General features: G+C 44.2%; 19 protein-coding genes. 15 read left to right on the top strand and 4 right to left on the bottom strand.

What is annotated here, in order from left to right; all coding sequences use genetic code 11:
* The first annotated feature begins 159 nt into the window (after nt 1-159).
* The 11 genes from IE103_RS00485 to IE103_RS00535 all read left to right on the top strand — a co-directional run bounded on the left by IE103_RS00485 (nt 160) and on the right by IE103_RS00535 (nt 13,920).
* Nucleotides 160-843 carry a phosphoribosylanthranilate isomerase gene (locus tag IE103_RS00485; protein ID WP_189344070.1) on the top strand — a complete coding sequence of 228 codons (684 nt, stop codon included), beginning with the start codon at nt 160-162 and terminating at the stop codon, nt 841-843.
* Nucleotides 844-860: 17 nt separating this feature from the next.
* Complete coding sequence (trpB, locus tag IE103_RS00490) at nt 861-2,153, top strand: tryptophan synthase subunit beta (RefSeq protein WP_189344071.1); 1,293 nt, start codon at nt 861-863, stop codon at nt 2,151-2,153.
* A 141-nt stretch (nt 2,154-2,294) separates the two neighbouring features.
* Nucleotides 2,295-3,092, top strand: a complete 798-nt coding sequence (gene trpA, locus IE103_RS00495; RefSeq protein ID WP_189344072.1) for a tryptophan synthase subunit alpha — start codon at nt 2,295-2,297, stop codon at nt 3,090-3,092.
* A gap of 228 nt (nt 3,093-3,320) precedes the next feature.
* The gene (gene accD, locus IE103_RS00500) at nt 3,321-4,193 is read left to right on the top strand and encodes an acetyl-CoA carboxylase, carboxyltransferase subunit beta (RefSeq protein ID WP_189344073.1); all 873 of its coding nucleotides are present in this window, start codon (nt 3,321-3,323) and stop codon (nt 4,191-4,193) included.
* A 99-nt stretch (nt 4,194-4,292) separates the two neighbouring features.
* Complete coding sequence (folC, locus tag IE103_RS00505; RefSeq protein WP_189344074.1) at nt 4,293-5,597, top strand: bifunctional tetrahydrofolate synthase/dihydrofolate synthase; 1,305 nt, start codon at nt 4,293-4,295, stop codon at nt 5,595-5,597.
* A gap of 27 nt (nt 5,598-5,624) precedes the next feature.
* The gene (locus IE103_RS00510) at nt 5,625-6,680 is read left to right on the top strand and encodes an SPOR domain-containing protein (protein WP_189344075.1); all 1,056 of its coding nucleotides are present in this window, start codon (nt 5,625-5,627) and stop codon (nt 6,678-6,680) included.
* 86 nt (nt 6,681-6,766) lie between these two features.
* On the top strand, nt 6,767-7,255 hold the full coding sequence (locus IE103_RS00515) for a CvpA family protein (RefSeq protein WP_189344076.1): 489 nt from the start codon (nt 6,767-6,769) through the stop codon (nt 7,253-7,255).
* A gap of 52 nt (nt 7,256-7,307) precedes the next feature.
* A complete protein-coding gene (gene purF, locus IE103_RS00520; RefSeq protein WP_189344077.1) occupies nt 7,308-8,828 on the top strand; it encodes an amidophosphoribosyltransferase in 1,521 nt (506 codons plus the stop codon).
* A 188-nt stretch (nt 8,829-9,016) separates the two neighbouring features.
* Nucleotides 9,017-9,964 (top strand): ABC transporter ATP-binding protein, encoded by a 948-nt coding sequence (locus tag IE103_RS00525; protein ID WP_189344078.1) that lies wholly within the window; start codon nt 9,017-9,019, stop codon nt 9,962-9,964.
* Between the two features lie 63 nt (nt 9,965-10,027).
* Nucleotides 10,028-11,401 (top strand): ABC transporter permease, encoded by a 1,374-nt coding sequence (locus IE103_RS00530; protein ID WP_229826987.1) that lies wholly within the window; start codon nt 10,028-10,030, stop codon nt 11,399-11,401.
* A gap of 167 nt (nt 11,402-11,568) precedes the next feature.
* Entirely contained in the window at nt 11,569-13,920 is a 2,352-nt protein-coding gene (locus IE103_RS00535; RefSeq protein ID WP_189344079.1) for a TonB-dependent receptor plug domain-containing protein, read from the top strand.
* 44 nt (nt 13,921-13,964) lie between these two features.
* Here IE103_RS00535 and IE103_RS00540 read toward each other — a convergent pair whose 3' ends face one another.
* The 3 genes from IE103_RS00540 to IE103_RS00550 all read right to left on the bottom strand — a co-directional run bounded on the left by IE103_RS00540 (nt 13,965) and on the right by IE103_RS00550 (nt 19,594).
* Entirely contained in the window at nt 13,965-16,751 is a 2,787-nt protein-coding gene (locus IE103_RS00540) for a diguanylate cyclase (protein WP_189344080.1), read from the bottom strand.
* Nucleotides 16,752-16,946: 195 nt separating this feature from the next.
* Complete coding sequence (gene tfpB, locus IE103_RS00545; protein ID WP_189344081.1) at nt 16,947-18,731, bottom strand: type IV pilus assembly ATPase TfpB; 1,785 nt, start codon at nt 18,729-18,731, stop codon at nt 16,947-16,949.
* Between the two features lie 59 nt (nt 18,732-18,790).
* The gene (locus IE103_RS00550) at nt 18,791-19,594 is read right to left on the bottom strand and encodes a spermine/spermidine synthase domain-containing protein (RefSeq protein WP_189344082.1); all 804 of its coding nucleotides are present in this window, start codon (nt 19,592-19,594) and stop codon (nt 18,791-18,793) included.
* Between the two features lie 282 nt (nt 19,595-19,876).
* Between IE103_RS00550 and IE103_RS00555 the strand changes: the two genes are divergently transcribed.
* The 4 genes from IE103_RS00555 to IE103_RS00570 all read left to right on the top strand — a co-directional run bounded on the left by IE103_RS00555 (nt 19,877) and on the right by IE103_RS00570 (nt 22,158).
* Nucleotides 19,877-20,335 carry an outer membrane lipoprotein gene (locus IE103_RS00555; protein WP_373295212.1) on the top strand — a complete coding sequence of 153 codons (459 nt, stop codon included), beginning with the start codon at nt 19,877-19,879 and terminating at the stop codon, nt 20,333-20,335.
* A 115-nt stretch (nt 20,336-20,450) separates the two neighbouring features.
* On the top strand, nt 20,451-20,759 hold the full coding sequence (locus IE103_RS00560; protein ID WP_308426949.1) for a glutaredoxin family protein: 309 nt from the start codon (nt 20,451-20,453) through the stop codon (nt 20,757-20,759).
* Nucleotides 20,749-21,372, top strand: coding sequence for a ribonuclease HII (gene rnhB / locus IE103_RS00565; protein ID WP_189344083.1), 624 nt, complete (start codon nt 20,749-20,751; stop codon nt 21,370-21,372). The genes IE103_RS00560 and rnhB overlap by 11 nt, the downstream gene beginning before the upstream one ends.
* Nucleotides 21,373-22,158 carry a TrmH family RNA methyltransferase gene (locus IE103_RS00570; protein ID WP_189344084.1) on the top strand — a complete coding sequence of 262 codons (786 nt, stop codon included), beginning with the start codon at nt 21,373-21,375 and terminating at the stop codon, nt 22,156-22,158.
* 122 nt (nt 22,159-22,280) lie between these two features.
* On the opposite strand, the gene ppsR is transcribed toward IE103_RS00570, so the two are convergent.
* Nucleotides 22,281-23,126, bottom strand: a complete 846-nt coding sequence (ppsR, locus tag IE103_RS00575) for a posphoenolpyruvate synthetase regulatory kinase/phosphorylase PpsR (protein WP_189344085.1) — start codon at nt 23,124-23,126, stop codon at nt 22,281-22,283.
* Between the last annotated feature and the right edge of the window lie 12 nt (nt 23,127-23,138).

Here is a 23,138-nt window from a genome sequence, read left to right on the forward strand (position 1 = left end):
ATTTATTTTGAAGTTGTGAAAGTTTGAAATAAGGCGGCTACATTGAAAAATGTAGCCGTTTTTTCTTTTATTGGCGGGAAGTGGACTCGAAAAGAGGTGTGATAGGTTAGTATTCAATTACCAAATAATTGACTGACCCACTTGTAAAGATGGTGTTTTATGCTGTTGCTTAGAAATACTCGAATAAAAATTTGTGGAATTACACGGCTAGACGATTTGCATGCAGCCATAGATGCTGGCGCCGATGCACTCGGTTTTGTATTTTATCCACCCAGTCCACGCTATTTATCACCCGAAGCCGCAGCGCCTTTAATTGCGGCAATGCCACCATTCGTAACCTCGGTCGGCTTGTTCGTTAATGCTAGTCTCGAAGAGATCCAAGTGGTTATCGCGCAAGCGCCTATTCAATTATTGCAATTTCACGGTGACGAATCTGCGGAGGAATGTCATCGTCTTGCTAGTGCAGTGAACCGGCCATTTATCCGTGCTTTTCGGGTAAAACCTGACACAAGCGCGGCAGATTTGTTAGAATGGGAAGCGCAATACAAAGCAATTAGTCCCTTATTTCAAGGATTGTTGCTCGATACTTTCGTAGATAGTTTCGGTGGTAGTGGAAAGGTTTTTGATTGGTTTCTCATCCCAAAAGAGCTCGCGCCTCGGGTCGTTTTAAGTGGTGGCTTGAGCGTACAAAACGCGACTGACGCAGTCGTGCGGGTACGGCCGTTTGCAGTTGACATCAGCAGTGGTGTTGAATTGTCAAAAGGCATTAAGGATGTGGCAAAAATACGGTCATTTGTGCAAGCAGTGCGCTTGGCCGATAGCATGCCAGACAATGAAAAATAGTTTTCCAAGGAATTCTCATGAAAGAATTATCTTCTCTCGACGCTCACAATAATGGATTGTTTGGGCGTCAATCAGTGGGCGCACAAGCGCCAACCGCAATTTACCATTCAGCTACTTATAATTATCCCGATGCCCGTGGTCATTTTGGTATGTATGGTGGCACTTTTGTTTCTGAAACCTTAACGCATGCCTTGAATGAATTAAAAGAGGCGTATGCCAAGTTTCAACACGACCCTGCATTTTTAGAAGAATTTCGTTACGAGCTCAAACACTTCGTTGGACGTCCATCACCGATTTATCATGCCAAGCGTTGGTCTGAAACGATGGGCGGCGCTCAGATTTATTTTAAACGCGAAGATTTGAATCATACCGGTGCGCATAAAATCAATAACGTTATCGGCCAAGCATTGTTGGCGAAACGCATGGGTAAGCCGCGTGTGATTGCCGAGACTGGCGCTGGCCAACATGGCGTGGCGACTGCGACAATTTGTGCGCGGTTTGGTCTGGAGTGCGTGGTGTACATGGGCTCAGAAGACGTCAAACGTCAGGCGCAAAATGTGTATCGCATGAAGCTATTAGGTGCGACTGTTGTGCCAGTTGAATCTGGATCTAAAACATTGAAAGATGCGTTAAACGAAGCGATGCGTGATTGGGTCGCGAATGTTGATAACACCTTCTACATTATCGGTACCGTCGCGGGACCGCATCCTTATCCAATGATGGTGCGTGATTTTCAATCGGTGATTGGCGAAGAATGTTTATGGCAGATGCCCGAAGTTGCAGGTCGTCAGCCGGATGTCGTCACTGCATGTGTGGGTGGTGGTTCGAACGCAATGGGAATTTTTTATCCTTACATCGATTTGAAAGAAGTGCAGTTGATTGGTGTCGAGGCGGCGGGTGAGGGCTTGGAAACAGGAAAACATTCTGCATCTTTAACGGCTGGCTCACCCGGTGTTTTGCACGGCAATCGTACTTATTTAATGCAAGATGCGAATGGGCAAGTGATTGAGACTCATTCGGTTTCTGCTGGTCTCGATTATCCAGGGGTTGGTCCAGAGCATGCGTGGCTCAAAGACTCTGGTCGTGCGCAATATGCCACGATTACCGATGAGGAAGCGCTCAAGGCGTTTCATGATTGTTGTCGGATCGAAGGCATTATTCCCGCATTGGAATCTAGTCATGCATTAGCCTATGCTGCGAAGTTGGCGGCAACTTTGCCAAAAGATAAAATTGTCTTGGCAAACTTGTCAGGTCGCGGTGACAAAGATATGCATACCGTTGCAGAACGTGCTGGCTTGAAGTTTTACTGATCAAGTGCGCAAGCTAATAAATACAGCGTGAATTTCTGCATTCAAAAAAGCCAAGTACCGCATATGACGAATGAAATTCGTTGATGCCGGTACTGTGCTTCCCAATTAACTTCTACTTATTGAAGATGGATAGCAAACACTATGTCCCGAATTCAAACATGTTTGACCGCATTGGCGGCAAAAAATAAAAAAGGCCTGATTCCATTTATTACCGCAGGCGATCCAGATCCAGAATTAACTTTGCCGTTGATGCATGCTCTAGTCGAAGGTGGCGCCGATATTATTGAGTTGGGTGTGCCGTTCTCAGATCCTATGGCGGATGGTCCGGTGATTCAACGAGCATCCGAACGCGCTCTGCTGAAAGGTGTAGGATTGCGTGATGTGTTAGCAATCGTGAAGCAATTTCGCGAAACCAACCAAGTGACTCCGGTGGTCTTGATGGGCTATGCCAATCCGATAGAGCGCATGGGGCAAGAGCAATTCATTCAAGTCGCTGCAGATGTTGGGGTCGATGGCGTGTTGGTGGTTGATTATCCGCCAGAAGAGTGCGAATACTTTGCCGAGAATATGCATAAAAATGGCATGGATACAATTTTCCTATTGGCCCCTACCTCGACCGATGAGCGCATCGCACAAGTTGGAAAAATTGCGACTGGCTATGTGTATTATGTTTCGTTAAAAGGCGTAACAGGCTCCGGAGCTTTGGATTTGGATGCTGTCGCGGCAATGATTCCCCGCATTAAAAAGCATGTCAATGTACCGGTTGGTGTCGGTTTCGGAATTCGTGATGGCGTCACGGCAAAGGCGATTTCGTCAGTGTCGGATGCGGTCGTGATTGGTTCGAGAATTATTCAAGAACTGGAAAATACCCCGAGAGAGCAAGCTGTATCAGCGGTGCGGCAATTTATGTCTGAGATTCGTCAGGCTCTTGATGATTGAATATGATCGATGTTATTGAATTTGCATTATTTGTAAATTTTCAGTAAAGACTATGCAAGTCTATGCAAATTCAAGCACCTGAGATCGAGTCAGATTTCGTTGTTGAATAGTTATCTGAGTCGCAATTGGCGCCGAAATAGAATAGAATACGCGCCAATTGCAGCATTCCACGAAGAATGCGCCCCCGTTTGATGTCATAAATCATCAAGCAGATATGAGGAGAGAACTATGAGTTGGTTAGAGAAATTACTTCCCCCACGTATTCAACGCTCTGAGACGGCAAACCGCCGTTCTATGCCAGAAGGTTTATGGGTTAAATGTCCATCTTGTGAAGCCGTTTTATATCGTTCTGATTTAGAAGCAAATGTGCATGTTTGTTCAAAATGTGATCACCATTTACGTATCAGTGCACGTGAGCGTCTTGATGCTTTGCTGGACACAGGTGGTCGCTACGAAATCGGTCAAGAAGTTGTTCCTGTCGATACTCTAAAGTTTAAAGACAGTAAAAAATATCCAGAGCGCTTGAAAGATGCGATGGATAGCACGAATGAAACTGATGCACTCGTTGTCATGGGTGGTTCAATTATGTCGGTTCCTGCTGTCGTTGCCTGCTTTGAATTTGGATTCATGGGCGGTTCTATGGGATCGGTTGTTGGTGAGCGATTTGTGCGTGGTGTACAAACTGCTTTAGAGCAAAAAGTACCATTTATTTGTTTCACCGCGACTGGTGGCGCGCGTATGCAAGAAGGCTTGTTGTCTTTGATGCAGATGGCTAAAACGACGGCGATGTTGACTAAACTCTCCGAGAAAAAATTACCATTCATTTCTGTTTTGACTGATCCAACGATGGGTGGTGTTTCCGCTTCCTTCGCCTTCATGGGGGATGTTGTGATTGCTGAGCCAAAAGCATTGATCGGATTTGCTGGTCCACGCGTAATTGAGAACACCGTGCGTGAAAAGCTCCCAGAAGGTTTCCAACGTGCAGAATTTTTACTGCAAAAAGGTGCTGTTGATATGGTGGTTGATCGCCGTAAGTTGCGGGAGGAGTTGGCACGTTTAATGGCGCTTTTACAAAATCAGCCTGTCGAAGCGGTCTCTTAAGTCCAAACCCTTGTTAGAGCCTGAAGAAATTTGCTTATTCGGCAAAATCTTCAGGCTTTTTTATTTTTCAGTGTCTTAGAAATATAAAGCAAAATTAATATGACCAGTTCCAGTATTGCAGCCTTACCTACCACTTTGCCTGCTTGGTTGTCAGTGTTAGAAACACGTCACTCGAAAGAGATTGATATGGGGTTAGACCGTGTATCACAAGTCAAACAGCAATTAGATATTTGTTTTGGTTGCCCAGTGATTATGGTTGCCGGAACTAATGGTAAAGGTTCGACCTGTGCAATGCTGGAGGCTATATTAATGCAGGCTGGCTATCGTGTCGGTTTGTACAGTAAGCCGCATTTTTTGGACTTTAATGAACGTGCTCGAATTAATGGCATTCCTGTCGCTGATGAGCTATTTGTGAGCGTTTTTGAGCAAGTAGAGAATGCGCGTGGTAATACGTCTCTTACTTATTTCGAGTTCACAACCTTGGCGATTTGTAAGCTATTGGCGGAGGCTCCACTTGATGTTGTTATCTTAGAAGTCGGTTTGGGTGGACGTTTGGATGCAGTCAACGTGATCGACGCGGATGTCTCGATTGTGACGAGTGTCGATATTGATCATGTTGACTACCTTGGTGATACGCGAGAAAAAATTGGATTTGAAAAAGCGGGAATTTTTCGAACTGGTAAAGTCGCGATTTGTAGTGATCCTCAACCGCCGCAAAGCTTGATTGAACATGCCAATAAAATCGGCGCGGATCTACGTTTATTTGGTCGTGATTTCAATTACAACGGTGACAAACAACAATGGAATTTTGGTGGTCGCGAGCAACGGCGTAATTCTCTCGCTTACCCAAGTCTGCGCGGAGCAAATCAATTGCTGAATGCGTCGGCTGTCCTCGCTGCATTAGAAGCCTTACGTCACCAGCTTCCTGTCGGTGCGCAGGAAGTAAGAACGGGTTTAGTGATGGTGGATTTGCCGGGTCGATTCCAAGTGCTGCCCGGACGTCCAACGGTCGTGCTAGATGTTGCGCACAATCCGCACGCGGCAGCAACACTGGCGCAAAATCTCGATAATATGGGCTTCCACGCCTACACCTACGCAGTGTTTGGTTCGATGTTGGATAAAGATATTGCTGGTGTGATTTCTCACATGCAAAGCAAAGTGGATCATTGGTGTGTTTGTGATCTGCCATTACCACGGGCTGCGTCCTCAGATCATTTGGTCGGTGCATTGAAAGATGCAGGCGTGCAAGAAGATCAAGAACATAGTGTGCAAAAATTCAATAGTCCAGAAGATGCATATATGTTTGCAATCAGCAAAGCGGGGGAAAATGATAGAATAGTGGTCTTCGGTTCGTTTTTGACAGTAGCAGGTGTCATGCGAGCTAGAAGAAACGCTCAATCCTAAGCGACCTACCAAAGAAAATTATTTGCTATGAGCCTAGACTCGCTATTTAAGCAAAATAACAAGAAAAATAATGACGCTGAATTCACCGACGATGTGAGTGGTGAATATCGATCACGCGCCGAAGAAGATAGTTTAAACGCCTCTGAATCCTCTGGACGCACGCAAAGTAAATCGGCGAGATCCAATAAACGTGCAGCGAATACGTTAAATACACGTAAAAATCATTCCGATGATCATGCTTTACCAGAAAAAAAACGCGCGCGTCGTCGCCTTATTGGTGCTGTAGCACTGGTTTTGGCTGCTGTGATTGGTTTGCCTATGGTGTTCGATTCAGAGCCAAAACAAACCGCGCCGCAGATTGCGATAGAAATTCCTTCCAAAGATGAGCTCTTACCTAAATCTCCAGTAGTAAATTCTCCGACTACAGAGCCATCTAAAATTCTGAATCAAAGTATTGATCAGTCAGAAGAGGTTATTCAGGCAGTTACAGCTCCTGTGCAAAGTGCTAAGCCAGACGCGACCTCAAGCGATACCCGTCAAGTTGTTGGTGTCGATTCGCAAGCTAAGACTGTTGTCGCTGCAAATGGAAAGCAGGTTGATAAGAAAGTCGACGTGACGACTGCAACCAATGCAAACACAGCGACTGCAGCGAATAAAGTGGTCGCAACTCAGCCACCCACCAAGCCTGCCTTAGAAAATAACAAAAAGCCTGAAGTAAAAGCAGAGCCCAAAAAAGAAAATCAAGACGATGCAGCGAAAGCACTTGCTTTATTAGAAGGACGCGCCGTTCCTGAGGAGTTGGCTAAAGCGGACGCAAAAAACGACAGCAAAGGAAACAAGCTTGATAACCCAGCTGGTTCTTTCGTCATTCAAGTGGCAGCTTTAAATTCCGCCGCAAAAATAAAAGAGTTACAAGCAAAGTTGAAAGCGGCGAATATTAATTCGTATACGCAAAAAGTAATTACGAAAAATGGTGAAGTTAGTCGCATCCGGGTCGGTCCTTTTGCTAATAAAGCCGAAGCCGAAAAAATGCGCGCGAAATTAGTGAAGATAGGTTTGAGTGGTTCTTTGATACCTAATTAATGAAGAGTCTTCTGAAACCTCGTAATACGCTTTTAATTGAAACTTGATGTTCGACTTTTTGATCGACTTTTTTTGCAGATAGATTCGTGACTTTATTTGATTACATCGTTTTATTTATCATTATTTGCTCCGTGGTGATAAGCACTTTACGCGGTTTGATTAAGGAAATTTTGTCTTTGATCAGTTGGATTGTCGCATTGGTGGTAGCGAATGCGTTTGGTGCGACGGTAGCAAATTGGTTGCCAGATGTGATCCCTGGACAACTGAGTCGAATGATTGTGGCTTTTCTTGCCTTGTTTATTGGTGTGCGTTTGTTGATGGCTTTATTGATGCGCGCAGTGGATGCCATGATTAAGGCAAGTGGATTAAGTTTAGCTGATCGTGGATTGGGTGGTTTGTTTGGCTTGGCACGTGGCTGCGTGATTGTGATGGCGATGGTCTTGGTTTGTGGCATGACCGCGATTCCACAACAAGCATTTTGGAAAGACGCATTGTTAAGCCCCGTTGCGGTTAGCGCTGTGCGAACTGTGATGCCATTCTTACCCGGCTCCGTGACTCAGCACGTGAGACTGTAAAACTATAGTTTTGTTTGTTTTATTTTTATTTCGTTTTTTTTAGGAGTCCACCATGTGTGGCATCGTTGGCGTAGTCTCAAAAAATCCTGTAAATCAATTGATCTATGATGCACTGTTATTGTTGCAGCATCGTGGTCAAGATGCCGCTGGTATCGCTACTAGTCATGGCAGCAAATTTGCTATGCACAAGGCAAACGGCTTAGTGCGTGACGTTTTCCGTACACGCAATATGCGATCCTTGCCGGGTAATATCGGTATTGGTCAAGTGCGTTATCCAACTGCTGGTTCAACTAGCGAAGAAGAAGCGCAACCATTTTATGTCAATGCACCGTTCGGTATTGTGTTGGCGCATAACGGTAACTTGACGAATGCGAGCGAATTAAAGGTCGAGTTATTTAAAAATGATTACCGTCATTTGAATACCGACTCTGATTCAGAAGTATTACTGAACATTCTCGCGCATCAGATTCAAGAAGTGGTGAGTGGCTATTCTCTTGATCCGGTATCGCTGTTCCGTGCAGTATCGATGTTGCATCGTCGTGTGCGTGGTTCTTATGCGGTAGTCGCGCAGATTGCTGGTCACGGCATGTTGGCGTTCCGTGATCCATTTGGTATTCGTCCTTTATGCTTAGGCTCCGCACAAACCGATAATGGCATTGAATATATGCTTGCAAGTGAATCGGTTGCTTTGGAAGGAACAGGATTTAAATTTGAACGCGATGTTGCGCCCGGTGAAGCAATCTTTATTGACTTGGACGGTAAGCTGTATAGCGAACAATGTGCTGAGAATCCAAGCTTAAATCCTTGTGCTTTCGAATTCGTTTATTTGGCACGTCCAGATTCGACTATTGATGGAACTTCAGTTTATCAAACCCGTTTAAATATGGGTAACTATTTGGCTGAGAAGATTCGTTCGCAATTTTCTGCTGGTGACATCGACGTTGTTATGCCAATTCCAGATTCCTCTCGTCCGTCTGCGATGGAGTTAGCTAAATCGCTCAATTTGGATTATCGCGAAGGCTTTATTAAGAATCGCTATATCGGCCGTACCTTCATGATGCCAGGTCAGGCAATTCGTAAGAAGTCGGTACGTCAAAAGTTGAATGCGATCGCATCGGAATTTAAAGGTAAGAATGTGTTATTGGTCGATGACTCGATTGTGCGTGGTACGACCAGTCGTGAAATCGTTCAAATGGCGCGTGAGTCTGGCGCTCGTAAAGTCATTTTTGCATCAGCTGCACCGCCAGTGCAATTTCCTAATGTCTACGGTATCGATATGCCGACAAGAAGTGAATTGATTGCCTATGGTCGTTCACAAGAAGAAATTTGTCGCGAAATTACTGCTGATGCTTTGGTTTATCAAGACGTGGCAGATATGAAGCGCGCGATTGCGGATGCAAATCCTGCGCTGAAGAGCATAGAGGCTTCTTGCTTTGATGGTTTCTATATTACAGGCGATGTGACACCGGATTATTTAGACCGACTTGAGGCAGCACGTAACGGCTCGAGATCCGATAAAGAAGATATGGTTCGTTCGCAATTGAATTTGAATTTGTCGCATAGCACGGATTAAATTTTAAAAAATTTTGCGTTCGCAATCAATCGCCGTTAGTGAAAGCTAACGGCGATTTTTTTGTGCTGCTGGCTGACATTTGTCATATAAAAGTCGTGGCAAATGCTTCTATTTATGCAATTTCATTTGTCGCACAATGATCAGGAATTTAGATTGAACTGATAACGAATTTTTTGATTGGACCGACGATGGCAAACACCGTTCTTGAAGTAAAACAATTATGTAAAACATTTGCGCAGCGTACGGTAGTTGATCACGTTTCTTTTCAAGTTCATGTTGGGCAAACTATAGGTTTACTTGGGCCTAATGGTGCTGGAAAATCGACCACCGTGAATATGATTTGCGGACTCCTAAAGGCGGATCAGGGTGAAGTCTTGCTTGCAGGTGAATCGATGTTTGCCACAAACAATAAAGCCAAATCGCTATTGGGGCTTGTGCCACAAGATTTAGCTTTGATTGATGATATTTCTGCGCGCGAGAATCTAAAGTTATTTGGCGCTCTATATGGATTAAGTGGCGGTATTTTACGACAGCGGTGTGACATCGTTCTCGATATGGTCGGTTTGACAGAGCGTGCAAAAGACAAGCCTGCTTCTTTTTCTGGTGGGATGAAACGACGTTTAAATATTGCAGCGGCACTAATACATGATCCACAACTATTGATACTCGATGAACCTACGGTTGGCATCGATCCACAAAGCCGCAACGCCATTTTTGAAACTTTGGAAATCCTGAAATCACAAGGGCGCGCTTTAATTTATACCAGTCATTATATGGAAGAAGTTGAACGCCTCGCTGACCATATCGTGATCATGGATCATGGCAAAGTAATCGCCAACGAGACTCCAGCGGAATTGCTACGACGATTGCCAGCACAAGCTGCGCTCCATGTGTGTTTGCAGGGGCCGATCTCGCCGTTCATTCTTGAACAATTGAAACAACAAATGGGCGTGACTGAGCTTGCTTTAGCGGATGCTAACAAGACACTCGAGATTGCTTTACAGACCCAAGAGTCCGCCTTGCCCGTATTGAATTTTCTGCGACAAGTGGCCGGTGAGATTACGCATTTTTCGACGGCAAAAAGCAAGTTGGAAGACGTCTTTCTCAGTTTGACTGGACGTAGTCTACGAGACTAGTTGGTTTGATTCTTTGTTTTTACGAATCGTATTACATATTCATTTGATGAAAGCTGGTGATCTATGATGATTCCCTTATTTGCGCTAATTCGCAAAGATATTATTTTGTTTTTACATGACAAACGCGCATTGGTATTAACACTGTTGATGCCAATTTTGTTGGCTGCTTTCTTTGGTTACTTGACTGGTGGCAGCGGGAAAAAAGAAGCAGCAAAAATTGACATCGCTTTAGTGCAGCGCGATACGCATGTGATTAGTCAAAAAATTGTTGACGGGCTAAAAGCAGACACTAGCTTGCAAATACAAGAGCTCAAATTAGATGAGGCACAAAATTTGGTTAGAAAAGGCAAGTTGGCCGTGGTGATTGTATTGCCTCATGGATTCGGTGAGGCTGCTGGAAGAGCATTTTTTAATGCAAAAGAAAAACCAGATTTGCCGCTGTACTATGATCCGTCGCAGACGACTGTTCTAACGATGATTAAAGGGATTCTAACGCAGCATGTGATGCAAAGCGTCAGTGCGGAAATGTTTTCAGGCAAGACCGGTACAGCGATGGTTCAACAAAGTATTGCTGAACTAGATGCTGCGTCAAATCAAAATAAAGATCAAGCGAGTCAAGGAGATCAAATCGAATTGAGGAGTTTCTTGCAGGAGCTAAAAAAATTCCAGCAGCATCAACAAAAGACGAACGATGCAAGTGCGCAGAATTTAAGCGCCAATGAGTCAAGTGCTAGTTCCTCAAGTGAGTTAGTACAAGAGTCATCAGGTCTAAGCATGCCTTTTAAAACAACCGAGCGCGCGTTGACAGCGAAAACAGGTGAAGCAAGTAACTACAATGGGTATGCTCATTCCTTTGCAGGTATGAGCGTGCAATTTATTTTGTTTCTTGCGATTGATGCGGGAATTGGGATTCTCCTGGCGCGTAAACAAGGCTTATGGAATCGCTTGTTGGCTGCACCAATCGGTATCAATACCGTGATTATCGCTCGCGCTTTTTCTTGTGCATTGACCGCATTTTTTATTAGTTGTGTATTGTGTCTGGTTGCTGTCTTGGTATTTCAAGTTGAGATTTTGGGAAGTGTGCTCGGCTTAGTTGGTATTGCTATCTGCTTTTCTCTGATGACCGCGAGCTTCGGTCTGTTGATCGCAGCCTTCGGTAAGACACCTGAAGCAGCGCGTGGAATTTCGACCTTTGCGACTTTGATCTTGGTGATGTTGGGCGGAGCTTGGATGCCATCTTTTTTGTTTCCTCAATGGCTGCAGAATTTGACGGTATTTATTCCTACTCGTTGGGCAGTCGATGGATTTGATGCAATGACGTGGCGAGGCTTGGGGATTGACGCCGCGTTGTTGCCGATGAGCGTCTTGCTTGGATTCGCATTGCTATTTGGGGGGCTCGCACTATGGCGATTTGGTCGCGAGCAATATGCAAGATAGATGCACGAAGTCGATCATTTGGCTTAACCCAAAGTTGAATTCGTATCGAAACGTAACAGAATAGGCGTACTTGTTTCAATCGCATACAAAACAGCTAGTTTGAAATAATTTATGCATAAGAATTAAAAATATAATGGCGAGACTTTTTCACCAATACTGTGTACACAATGAAACATCTGCCATCTTCAAGAACAACTATCGCTTTGGCGATTGCTAGCCTGTGTACTTTCGGCCAAATTTCGATTGCCTTTGCACAGCAGGAACAAACCGAATCGGAGAAGTTAGAAGCCGCGAAGAAAAAATCAGAAGAAGCGACCGCACCTAAGTCAGCAGTGGAGGGCCGTCGACGTGCTATGCAGAACAACACCGTCAACACGAAGCTAGAGAAAAATGATGGCAAGGACACGCAGAACGCAAATCAATTGCAAAAAGTAACGGTGAATGGAAACAAACAATCGGATCTTGATTTACGTCGTAATTCGATCGCGGGAAAAATTGTCGTCGGGCGCGAGGAGTTAGATCGTGACGGCGACTTTACTGTTGGTGAAATTCTTAAACGTTTGCCCGGCGTAACCACCGGAGGTCGACCCGGTCGCGGTGGTGATGTGCGCATGCGTGGTATGGGTGGCGGCTATACACAAATTCTGGTTAATGGTGAACGTCCTCCGCGCGGTTTTTCGATGGAATCTTTATCGCCTGATCAAGTCGAACGAATTGAAGTGATGCGTGGACCTGTTGCTGAGTTTAGTACACAAGCGATTGCGGGCACAATTAATATTATTTTGCGAGAAGAATTTCATCCTAAAGACATTGATGTGAAATTGGCGCTGGGATTGGAGCAAGGTAGAGTCGCTCCAAATTTATCAGTGACCTATCCTGGTCAAATTGGCGATTTCAATTATGTGTTCAGTGGCTCTATTTTTCGCAATGGTCAACGCGATTATTCAAATGCGTTGCGAGTAGAGCAGAGCGATGAAGGCATAATCCAATTAATACAAGATCAAATTGATCAGACCAAGCGACAATCAACTGGCATTCACTTAACACCACGGTTAAGTTACAAATTGGAGAATGGTGATAATCTGACGGTGCAGCCGTTCTTGATGAGTTCGCGCTCACAGTCGAATAGCCATTCGCAAATTTCCCAAACCCCTGAACTACTTGATCCGATTACGCTAAGGGCACCCGTGGCGTTGGCAAATTCGCAGAGTCATTCTGATTCCACTATGATGCGTTTGAATGCGAATTATCAACATCGATTTGAGGATACTTCTAAACTGACATTGCGTGCTGGCGTCAGCAGTAGTCGTGCCGATAGCAACAGTTTGCGTACGCAGTTTGCAAAGAACGGAGAGCAACTCAATTTAATTAGCGATGTCAATAATACGCGCGATATGGGATTGAGCTTCGGCGGCAAATATACAACGCCCATCGGTGATAAACAGAACTTAGCTACCGGTTGGGATATGGAGCGTAGTCAACGTGAACAGAAACGAATTTCACTCGATAATGGTAAGCCGCAATTTACCGAGTCTGGTGATAATTTGGAAGCTGCAACCAGACGCTTAGCCGCTTACGTACAAACCGAAATTGACTTGAGCACTCAGTGGTCAGGTTATGCAGGCATTCGTTGGGAAGGAATACAAACACATAGCAGTAAAGCCAACTATGTTGTCGACAATTCGACTAGCGTGTTTAGTCCTATCGTGCATGCGGTTTATCGCATCCCAGATTTTGGTAAAGATCAAATTCGTATGAGTTTGACAAATAGCTATCGTGCACCGGCTTTGAATGATGTGATAGCTGTTCCCGCAATTTCTCCTTTGAATGGTCCAACTCGCCCTGATCGCAGCGGTAACCCAGATTTGAAGCCCGAACTCTCACGTGGTATCGATATCGCTTACGAACACTACTTAAAATCAGCGGGAATCATGAGCGTTAATTTGTTTGTGAAAGAAATTGATGACTTGATTCGACGCCGTACCGAGTTAGTTAAAGCAGGTAACGATTATCGCTGGCTAAATTCGCCGATTAATATTGGTCGCGCAATTGCTAAGGGAGTTGAGTTAGAAGCAAAATTTCAGCTACAAGAATTCTTTCCTCAAGGCCCAGCGATCGATGTCAGAACAAACTACAGTCGTTTTTGGTCTAGTGTTGACGATGTCAAAGGACCCAATAATCGCCTAGATCAACAACCAAGTCAGACCGCGAATTTTGGTTTGGATTATCGCGTAAGTGGATTACCGCTAACTCTGGGTGGAAACTGGAACTGGACTCCTGCGTATGTGAATCAGGTCAGTGACACCCAGTTATTGAGTATTGGTATCAAACGCCAAGTGGATATGTATGCGCTTTGGAAATTCTCACCCAATTTTAAAATACGTTTGGCAGCCAATAACTTACAGGCGGCCGATTATCTGAGTGGGAATAGTCTGGCAATCAATGGCGTTAATTATTTGCAGAACAATCGATCTCGCACTTTTACGGTATTTAATTTAAGGCTGGAGTTGAAGATTTGAAGATTCGTTTCAAAGTGAAAGTCTTTTCGGCTTGTTATTCACGTTTAGCTTGCGTGGATTGTGTCGTCGAGGTCATCCGTTTTATGTGACACAATATGAATTAGACCGGATTGCGCAGCTTGTTGCGGATGCCGCATGACGCGATTGTAAAAGTCATCCGCTTGCATTGCCTCAGTGTGAACGATACCGATGCAAGCGTTGCGGCCTGATTTTTTTACCATATATAAACCTTGGTCAGCAAAATTCACGACTTGCGCCCAGTTTACGAGATGAGGTTGATGCGGCATGAATGGGAAGCTCGCGTAACCGACTGAGCAGGTTCGAGAAATTTCCATATCATCTAGTAATTTAAAAGTCGTGTCCGCCACAACTTGCCTTATACGTTCCGCGACCACAGCTGCATCTTTGCGATTGCAAGTCCGAGCAACCACAAGAAACTCTTCGCCACCCCAACGTACTAAATAATCTGATTCGCGAAACACATTCTTTAAGCGGTCGCGCATTTGCATCAACACCATGTCGCCGCACGCATGGCCATAGGTATCATTGACCGATTTAAAGTGGTCTAGATCAACCATAAAAAATACCAGGTCGCTATCAGCAGGATGGTTTAAAAGTTCATTTGGACTACTGATTTGATCTTCATAAGCGCGAAGCGTACGCGCCACATCGCTTTCGATATTTTGTAATAAAAATCGTCGATTACGTAATCCAGTTAATGGGTCGGTAATGCTAACTTCTTCTAATTGATTTTGCGTTTCACGTAAGGCAGTTAATGTCGCTTGTAGTTGTTTGTAAGCAGATGCATTATCTAAGGCAATTGCGCCATAGGCGGCGAGTGTGCGTAAAATAGATCGCTCACGTTCTCCATAAACATGGGCTCTGGTTGATTGGATAGACATGACACCTAATAGTCGATCACCGATCATGAGCGGTGTGTAAAGCAGACTTAAAGTCGCCACAGTACCCGGAATAATAAAACGACCTGTTGCACCTGGTTCTCGCTCTAATACAATTTCTTGTCGCTCGCGTGCGCAACGCGCGAACGAGGATATGGGATGGTCTAAAGCAGTTTCAAAACTCGGAATAGGTACACCATTTTCAATACCAAAAACGAATCGCAGTGTATTGCCATCTGGTTCGAGTAACGATATGCCGAAACTCGTGGCATCAAGTAAGTCGTTGACATGTCGATGCAGTGCCTCAAATACAGATTCAACATTCAGATTTGCAGTCAATTCTCGTCCAATCAAACCTAAGGTTTCCAGTGTATTACTGGCTTCTTGAAGGCTGGCGGCACGTTCAGCTTCACTTGCAGCAATCTTACGATGATATTCTGCATCGGCGCGATGACGTGCATTTTCATAGCGCACTTGCATTGCGATCGCGCGATTATGTGCCTCGTGTAAGCGATGATTTTCTTTTGCTTTGGCAGCGAGCTTTGCATAATGAAACGCCGATTCAAAATCAGAGATGCTTGCATAATTGTCAGCGATGCTGTCCAACAAATCAGCGGGAATGCAGATGCCTTTGATCGACTGACATAAGCTTAATGCTTCAAGTTGATAATGCAAGCTTAGATTGGCTGTAGGAACTTCCATCTGTAATGCATTAACATCAAAGTCAGGATGTTTTCGTGCCAATTCTGAGTACACCCGTAAGCACTTTATCTGCTCGTCGATATTTTGATGCTCACGTGCGATGTGTAAAGCATGACGAATTTTTTCATGTGCTTCGTTTGGTAAATTTAGTCGGCAATATGCGATTGCTTGTCCACGCCAGCAATCTGACAAAAATATTGCTTCATTGTGCGCTTCGATCCGTTCGGCTGCTTGCTCAAAATACTGTAGCGCTTGGTTTGGCAATCCAGTATCTAATGAAAGATCGCCCAAATACGCCAAGGTGTGTGCATAGGTGCGAGAACTAGAGATCTTGGTTTGCATCTGTAACGACGCAATTAGTTGGTCTTTTGCTTCTTCGAAACGCCCAAGTAAGCGCAAGGCATTTCCGGTTTGTAGCAAGGCAATGGCTACTGAGCTTGGCCATTGATTATGGCGAGCAAATTTTAAAGCAATTTCATCCCATTCTAAGGCGGCATTCATATCGCCGAGAGTGGCAAACGAGTCGCCAGCATTCGTCGCTGCCAAAATTGCTTGGCGAATTTGTCCAGTCTCAAGTGCTGCGCTATGTGCCTGTATATGTAAGCGACATGATTCACCCATCTCGCCGATTTTATTGGCGATGATAGCGCGCGCGCTAGCTAGCCATGCGAGTACTGCAGGATGATAATTATGCTCAGGTTGAAAATGCCGCTGTAGCTCGGTATTCGTATTTTGTGGATCTCTGATGGCGCTATTGTGCAATTGGCGTGCGAATGCGATTTGCATATGTAATGGATCGCCGGCCCGCTCATAATGTTCTTTTGCTGCTTGCAAACATCGGTCGCGCTGCAAAATATCGCCTAAGTCTCGATATATAGAACAAAATAAAAAATAGCTGTCGCCAAGTGCGGATTGATCGCCATTTTCTTCAAATAAATGAAATGCTTGATTGGCTTCGTGTCTAGCCAATTCTAAATCACCAAAAAGCCAGTGAACTTCTGCTCGTATTAAAGCTAGGCGCGCTTTGATCGAGCTGGATTCTTTTTCACTTATCGCATGATTGTCCGATAGCAGCACGGCTTCATTTGCCAACAAAAGTGCGCGTTGACAATCGCGCTGTCGTAAATGCCAAGCGAGAGGGACTAAAACGTTCAAGCGAGACAGTGTATCTTCAGACAAAAGCGCAGCTTCTAGTCCGGCGATTTCTGTGTCTGATACGTACAAATCCATTTCTACCTTAGGTGATTGTTCGATGTTTTAGTCGATGACGAAAATATAGCGTCGTCGAATTTAACATAAAGGCGCATCGCTTGAAATACGCCATTTTGCCCAATCTAACAGTGTTTTACGATTGCTCTCTATTTTGACCGAATTGCAGTAAATTAAAGATAACTGTTTAATTTATATTTTTATGAATAATATTAATCAGAACAGGGCAGACGTTACTTTCAGAACTTCATCAATGGTTGTTACGCCATCGATAATTTTGTGTGCTCCAGCAATCCGTAAAGGCTTCATATCATCTTGAATTGCCTGATTTCTGAGAGCATGAATGTCAGAATCTTGTTGTATTAATTTACTGAAGGTCTGTGTCACGGTTAATAATTCGTATAAACCGGTACGACCTTTGTAACCTGTTTGACGGCACTCTAAACAGCCAACGGGACGGTAAACCGTCTTAGGTTTCTCAATGGGCCAGTCTTCAACGGTGGCAGACCAGACAGGATCAGGGATTTCTCCATCACTGGTTTTGCAATGTGGACACAAGGTTCTTACTAAGCGTTGCGCCAGAATGCCAATGATGGTTGCTTCGAGCAAATAATAGGGAACACCCAATTGAAGCAAACGCATAATGGCAGAAGGCGCATCGTTGGTGTGCAAAGTGGAAAGAACCAAGTGGCCGGTTAGCGCAGCTTGAATTGCCATTTCTGCCGTAGCTAAGTCACGAATCTCACCGACCATAATAATGTCTGGATCTTGACGCATCAATGCGCGAATTCCATCGGCAAAAGATAAATCAATATTGGATTGCACTTGCATTTGATTAAACGATGCCTCCACCATTTCAATCGGATCTTCTACCGTGCACACGTTGACATCGGAAGTGGCTAGCGCTTTCAGGGTTGTGTATAGCGTAGTTGTCTTGCCTGATCCCGTTGGTCCTGTCACCAGAATAATGCCATTCGGTTTTTTTGTGAGTTCATCCCAACGAATCGCATCATTGGTAGGGAAGCCTAGTTCAGGCAAAGTTTTTACCACGACTTCTGGATCGAAAATACGCATCACCAATTTTTCGCCAAACGCGGTTGGTAAGGTTGATAAACGTAATTCGACTTCTTGCCCTTCTGAAGTTCTTGTCTTTACACGCCCATCTTGTGGCCGACGTTTTTCAATCACGTCCATACGACCAAGTAATTTGATCCTCGCGGTCATTGCGATCATGACGACAGCTGGAACTTGATACACTTGGTGTAATACGCCATCAATACGAAACCGAATTGCTGCCATGTCGCGCTTCGGTTCCAAGTGAATATCCGAGGCTCTTTGTTCGAAAGCAAACTGCCATAACCAATCAACGATATTGATGATGTGCTGATCATTTGCGTCAACTTGTTTATTTGATTTGCCAAGCTCGACTAGTTGTTCGAAATTATTTCTGAGTGCAACGTCATTCCCATTTGATTTGCGCGCATCCTTGATCGATTTCGCTAAGGAAAAAAATTGCGCAGTGTATTGAGCAACATCGAGCGGATTGGCGAGAACTAATTTAATTTCTTTCTTTGTCAGTCTCGAGATTTCGTCGAACCAAGCAGCATTGTTGTATGGATCGGTTGTCGCAATGATGACGCTGTCATTGGTCGCATCCACAGGCAAAATATGAAATCGTGTGGCGTAGGTGGACGACATCACATCAGAAACTTTTGTAAAGTCGATTTTGAGAGGATCAATGCGATAAAAGGGAATGCCAGCTTTGCGAGCAGCCCATTCGGTCAGCCAATCGAGCGTCAGTAATTGTTGTGGGCGTAGTGCTGAATACAATTTTGATTGAGCAATCGCGGTGAAAGGATGCATGCTCTCCGGACCATTTTTATGTATTCCTCGCGCGTGATTAAATGCCGCTTTGGCATCTTCTTTCTTTACGATGCCATCTTCCATCAGCCACGTAAAAATTTGCTGCATACTTAAACTTTTAATTGGTCCGCTATTCATGTTGTTCGCTTCAATTTGTTGGCTAATGGAGAGTTAAATTTCGTTGATGCCAGTTTGATTTATTTTTGCGTTTTCGCCAATCCATCAACCCATTGTTTTGCTGGAAGTTTGCAAGATTCTTGAATTTGTTGTGCTCTTTGGTACAAAATTTCAAGATCCAATTTTAAGCGAGGCTTGAACGCGACCGCGACTACATTGCCCTCATGGACTTCTGGTAGGCATAAGACGGTACCAAATACATAGCGCAAGACTTTGATATTTTTAGCAAAGCTAGGATGGTCACCGAATAAGTTCACGGTCAAGGTGCCATCTGCTTTTAAACAGTCAAAGCAGGCTTGATAAAATTCTGTGCTGTCGAGTACGGGACCGCGTGCTGTTGCGTCGTATAGATCGACCTGCAATGCATCAAACTGATTGTGATTCACTTCATCACAAACGAAATCGAATGCATCAAGTTCTTTCACTGATAGGCGTTCATCATTGGCGGGTAACTTAAACATGCTCTCGCAAATCATGATCACTGCTGGATTTAAATCGACCGCGGTAACCTTTGCATTCGGAAACTGTCGATAGCAAAATTTAGTGAGCGCACCTGTTCCTAGACCTAATTGCAAAATGTGTTGTGGCTGATCCTTAAACAACATCCAACACATCATTTGTTGTGCGTACTCCAGTTCCAGCCAATCTGGTTTGCGCAAGCGCATTGCACCTTGAACCCATTCAGTGCCGAAGTGAAGGTAACGTACGCCATCGTGTTCGGAAATAGTGACTGGAGCAAATTTAGGTTTACGTCTTTTTTCAGCTCCACTTGGGCCTGATCGATAATTTGATTCAGCTTCAATAGATTTTCGTTTGATCAGCATATTGGGGGATGTAAGGTGACAATTGATGATTATTCAGTTGATGATTGCACAAGTGCTAGTCTAAATGAAATTTAAAATCGCACTTAGCTTGTATAAAGATTCATTGTAAGCCCTACGCCAGTATAAATGCTATTGATCTATCACTAAGTGATGTGAGCTTACTCATGTTAAACCTTCTTGCCGGAAGACTTAAAATGTCAACTAAATGTTAAATTTGGCGTTATAGTGAAACAGGTCTAGAAAATTTCCGATACTTATCGAATTTGTTGAAAGGAGTCTATCTTGAAAAAAATGATTACGATTGCGACGCTTATTGTTGCGACTATGACCTTAAGTGCGTGTGTATCAACACGTACTTCTGGCAGTGTTTATCGCCCTTATCAAACTCAAAATGAAATGTCAGTACGTATGGGAGTTGTAGATTCCGTGCGTGAAGTGACGATAGATGGCGGGCGTAGTGGTGTGGGTACATTAACTGGTGCAGCGTTGGGTGGCTTAGCTGGTTCAAGCGTCGGCGGCGGCCGCGGATCGACAGCGACAGGCATAGTTGGTGCGGTTGTCGGTGGCATTATCGGCAATAATGTAGAAAGCAATGCCAATACGCGTAAGGGTTTAGAAATAACTGTTCGTTTGGATAACGGTGAGTTAAAGGCAATCACGCAAGATGCAGATGAAAGTTTTAGGCCAGGGGATAGAGTGCGCTTGCTTTCAGATCGTAGAACAACGCGTGTTACTCATTGAGTGATGTGCATTGATGCGTATTGATTTGTATTGCACGTATTGGTTTTTTTAGAATAAATTGCATAGATAAAGTCACCCTTGTGGTGACTTTATTCGTTTTATAAGCCCTGATTCCTTGACTCAAGAAGTTATAATCACGCTTTCGGATTTTTTCGTTGATGCTCTTGTTATGCTGCAATTTACGCTTTATTCTCGTTCCTACTGCCATCTTTGCGATGACATGCTAGTCCAGCTTAAAAGTGCCTTACAAGCTATCCCGCATTTGATTGAGGTGATCGATGTCGACGCAGATGAAAAATTAGTAGCGCAATTCGATGAATTAGTTCCTGTTTTGTTTGCTCGCAAAGGCGAGCAAGAAGCGCGACAAATTTGTCATTATTTTTTAGATGAAGTAAAACTGAAGGCATACCTTAATGAACACTAAAAATACAGGCAGCCTTGAGAATTTGTCTTTGTTTGATTATGAGGATGAGTTAATTTGTGGTGTCGATGAGGCGGGACGAGGGCCACTTGCTGGGCCTGTTACAGCCGCGGCTGTAATACTTGATCCAGCTCATCCAATTGAAGGATTGAAAGACTCTAAAAAACTCAGTGAAGCCCAGCGCGATTGGTTGGCTGAGCAAATTAAGAAGCATGCTTTAGCATGGTCGATTGCGGAAAGCTCAGTCGAAGAAATCGATACATTGAATATTCTTCAAGCGACGATGTTAGCGATGCGTCGTGCAGTTGAAGGCTTAAAGATTACCCCAAGCCTAGCTTTGATTGATGGTAATCGTTGCCCTGTGATGCCAGTCAGATCAGAGGCGATTGTGAAGGGGGACGATAAGGTGGCAGCCATTTCTGCAGCCTCGATTTTGGCGAAAACTGCACGTGATCATTTACTGGCTGAATTACATAGCATTTATCCGCAATATGCCTTGGACCAACATAAAGGTTATCCCACTGCATTGCATTTAGCTAGGCTCAAAGAGTTTGGTGTTTCGGCTATCCATAGAAAATCGTATGCACCAGTTAAAGCATTGTTGAAAGATATCTAAATGAAGCAAATTAGTTCTCGTGATAACCCACTGTACAAAGAGCTAAAACAGTTAGCTAGCTCAGCAAGTGCGCGTAAAAAAGCTGGTAGAACGATTTTAGATGGCGTTCACTTATGTCAGTCTTTTTTACAGCATGCAGGCGTTCCAGAATATTGTGTGATTTCCGATGCAAGTATAGATCTACCTGAAGTTGGTGCTTTAATTCATGCTTGTGAGAGCAAGAACGTCAATTGCATCGTTTTGCCAGACAACATGTATCAAATCATGAGCCAGGTTGAAAACGGGATTGGCGTGATGTTTGTTATTAAGACTCCGCAGCATACTAGTCCTACAAATCTTACATCGAATGCCGTTGTGCTCGACAATTTGCAAGATCCAGGTAATCTTGGCTCAATTTTACGCAGTGCGGCTGGCGCGGGTATTGAACAGGTATTCTGTAGTATAGGAACAGCTAGCGCGTGGTCGCCCAAAGTATTGCGTGCGGGTATGGGGGCACATTTTGCTTTGCAAATTTATGAGTCTGTTGATTTGTATGCTTTTTTGCGAGAAGCCGCCATTCCTGTGCTGGCGACCAGTTCACATACATCTACAACGATTTATCAGGTGAATTTAAATCGACCGGTCGCATGGTTGTTTGGGCATGAGGGACAGGGAGTCGATCCTGCTTTGATGGCATTGGCAACCGAGAAAGTCACCATTCCGCAGCGAGACGCGATTGAGTCTTTAAATGTTGCAGCAAGCGCGGCGATTTGCTTTTTTGAGCAGGTTCGGCAACGAATTTCTTAGTTCAATTGATTCACCGCAGTTTAGATAATCAATCTCAACATGCTTGATGAGATCTAAAAGGTTTCAACGATCTCATCGATCGTTGAAGCGCTATGTGGTAGATGTACACAAAAATACGTGTACTAGAGCCGAGAATCCGGCTTTACTTCCTGCAAAATTGTAGTAGCAATTTCTTCGATTGACTTCGCCGTCGACGATAACCAACGAATCCCTTCTCGTTTCATCATCGCTTCTGCTTCGTTGACCTCATAACGACAATTTTCTAGGGATGCGTATTTACTTCCTGGGCGTCGTTCATTACGAATTTCCGACAAACGTTCTGGTGCAATGCTTAACCCGAAGATCTTTCCTTTGAATTCAGGCAAAGCAGAAGGTAATTTACCACGTTCAAAATCATCGGGAATCAGAGGATAGTTCGCAGCCTTAATCCCATATTGCATCGCTAAATACAGCGTAGTTGGCGTTTTGCCAGAGCGGGAAACACCGACCAAAATAACATCTGCTAACGATAAATTCTTGTTTGATTGGCCGTCGTCGTGGGCTAAGGAGAAATTAATTGCTTCGATCCGATTCTTGTATTCTTCTGTATCTGCAATGTTGTGACTGCGACCGACGGTATGTGTTGACTTAATTCCTAACTCTTCTTCTAAAGGCGCAACAAAAGTTTGGATTAAATCCATGTGTAAACCTTTAGACTTAAATATCACGTTCGCCAATTCAGGTTTCACCAAGGTAGAAAACACAATTGGTCTGTTTCCTGTTTGCTCAAACGCCTCATTAATGCGCCTCACCGCATCTTCTGCTTTTTCTATATCATCAATAAATGGTAGACGAACTTGTTTAAATTTGAGATCGAATTGTGTAATTACGGAGTGCCCAAACGCCTCTGCAGTGATGCCTGTGCCATCAGAGACAAAAAAAACGGTGCGATTAGCAATCGGAAGTGCATTTGAAGAGTGGTCTGGCATAGGTATTCAATC

It is taken from the genome of Affinundibacterium macrobrachii (assembly GCF_014652415.1).
Classification (GTDB): domain Bacteria; phylum Pseudomonadota; class Gammaproteobacteria; order Burkholderiales; family Burkholderiaceae_D; genus Undibacterium; species Undibacterium macrobrachii.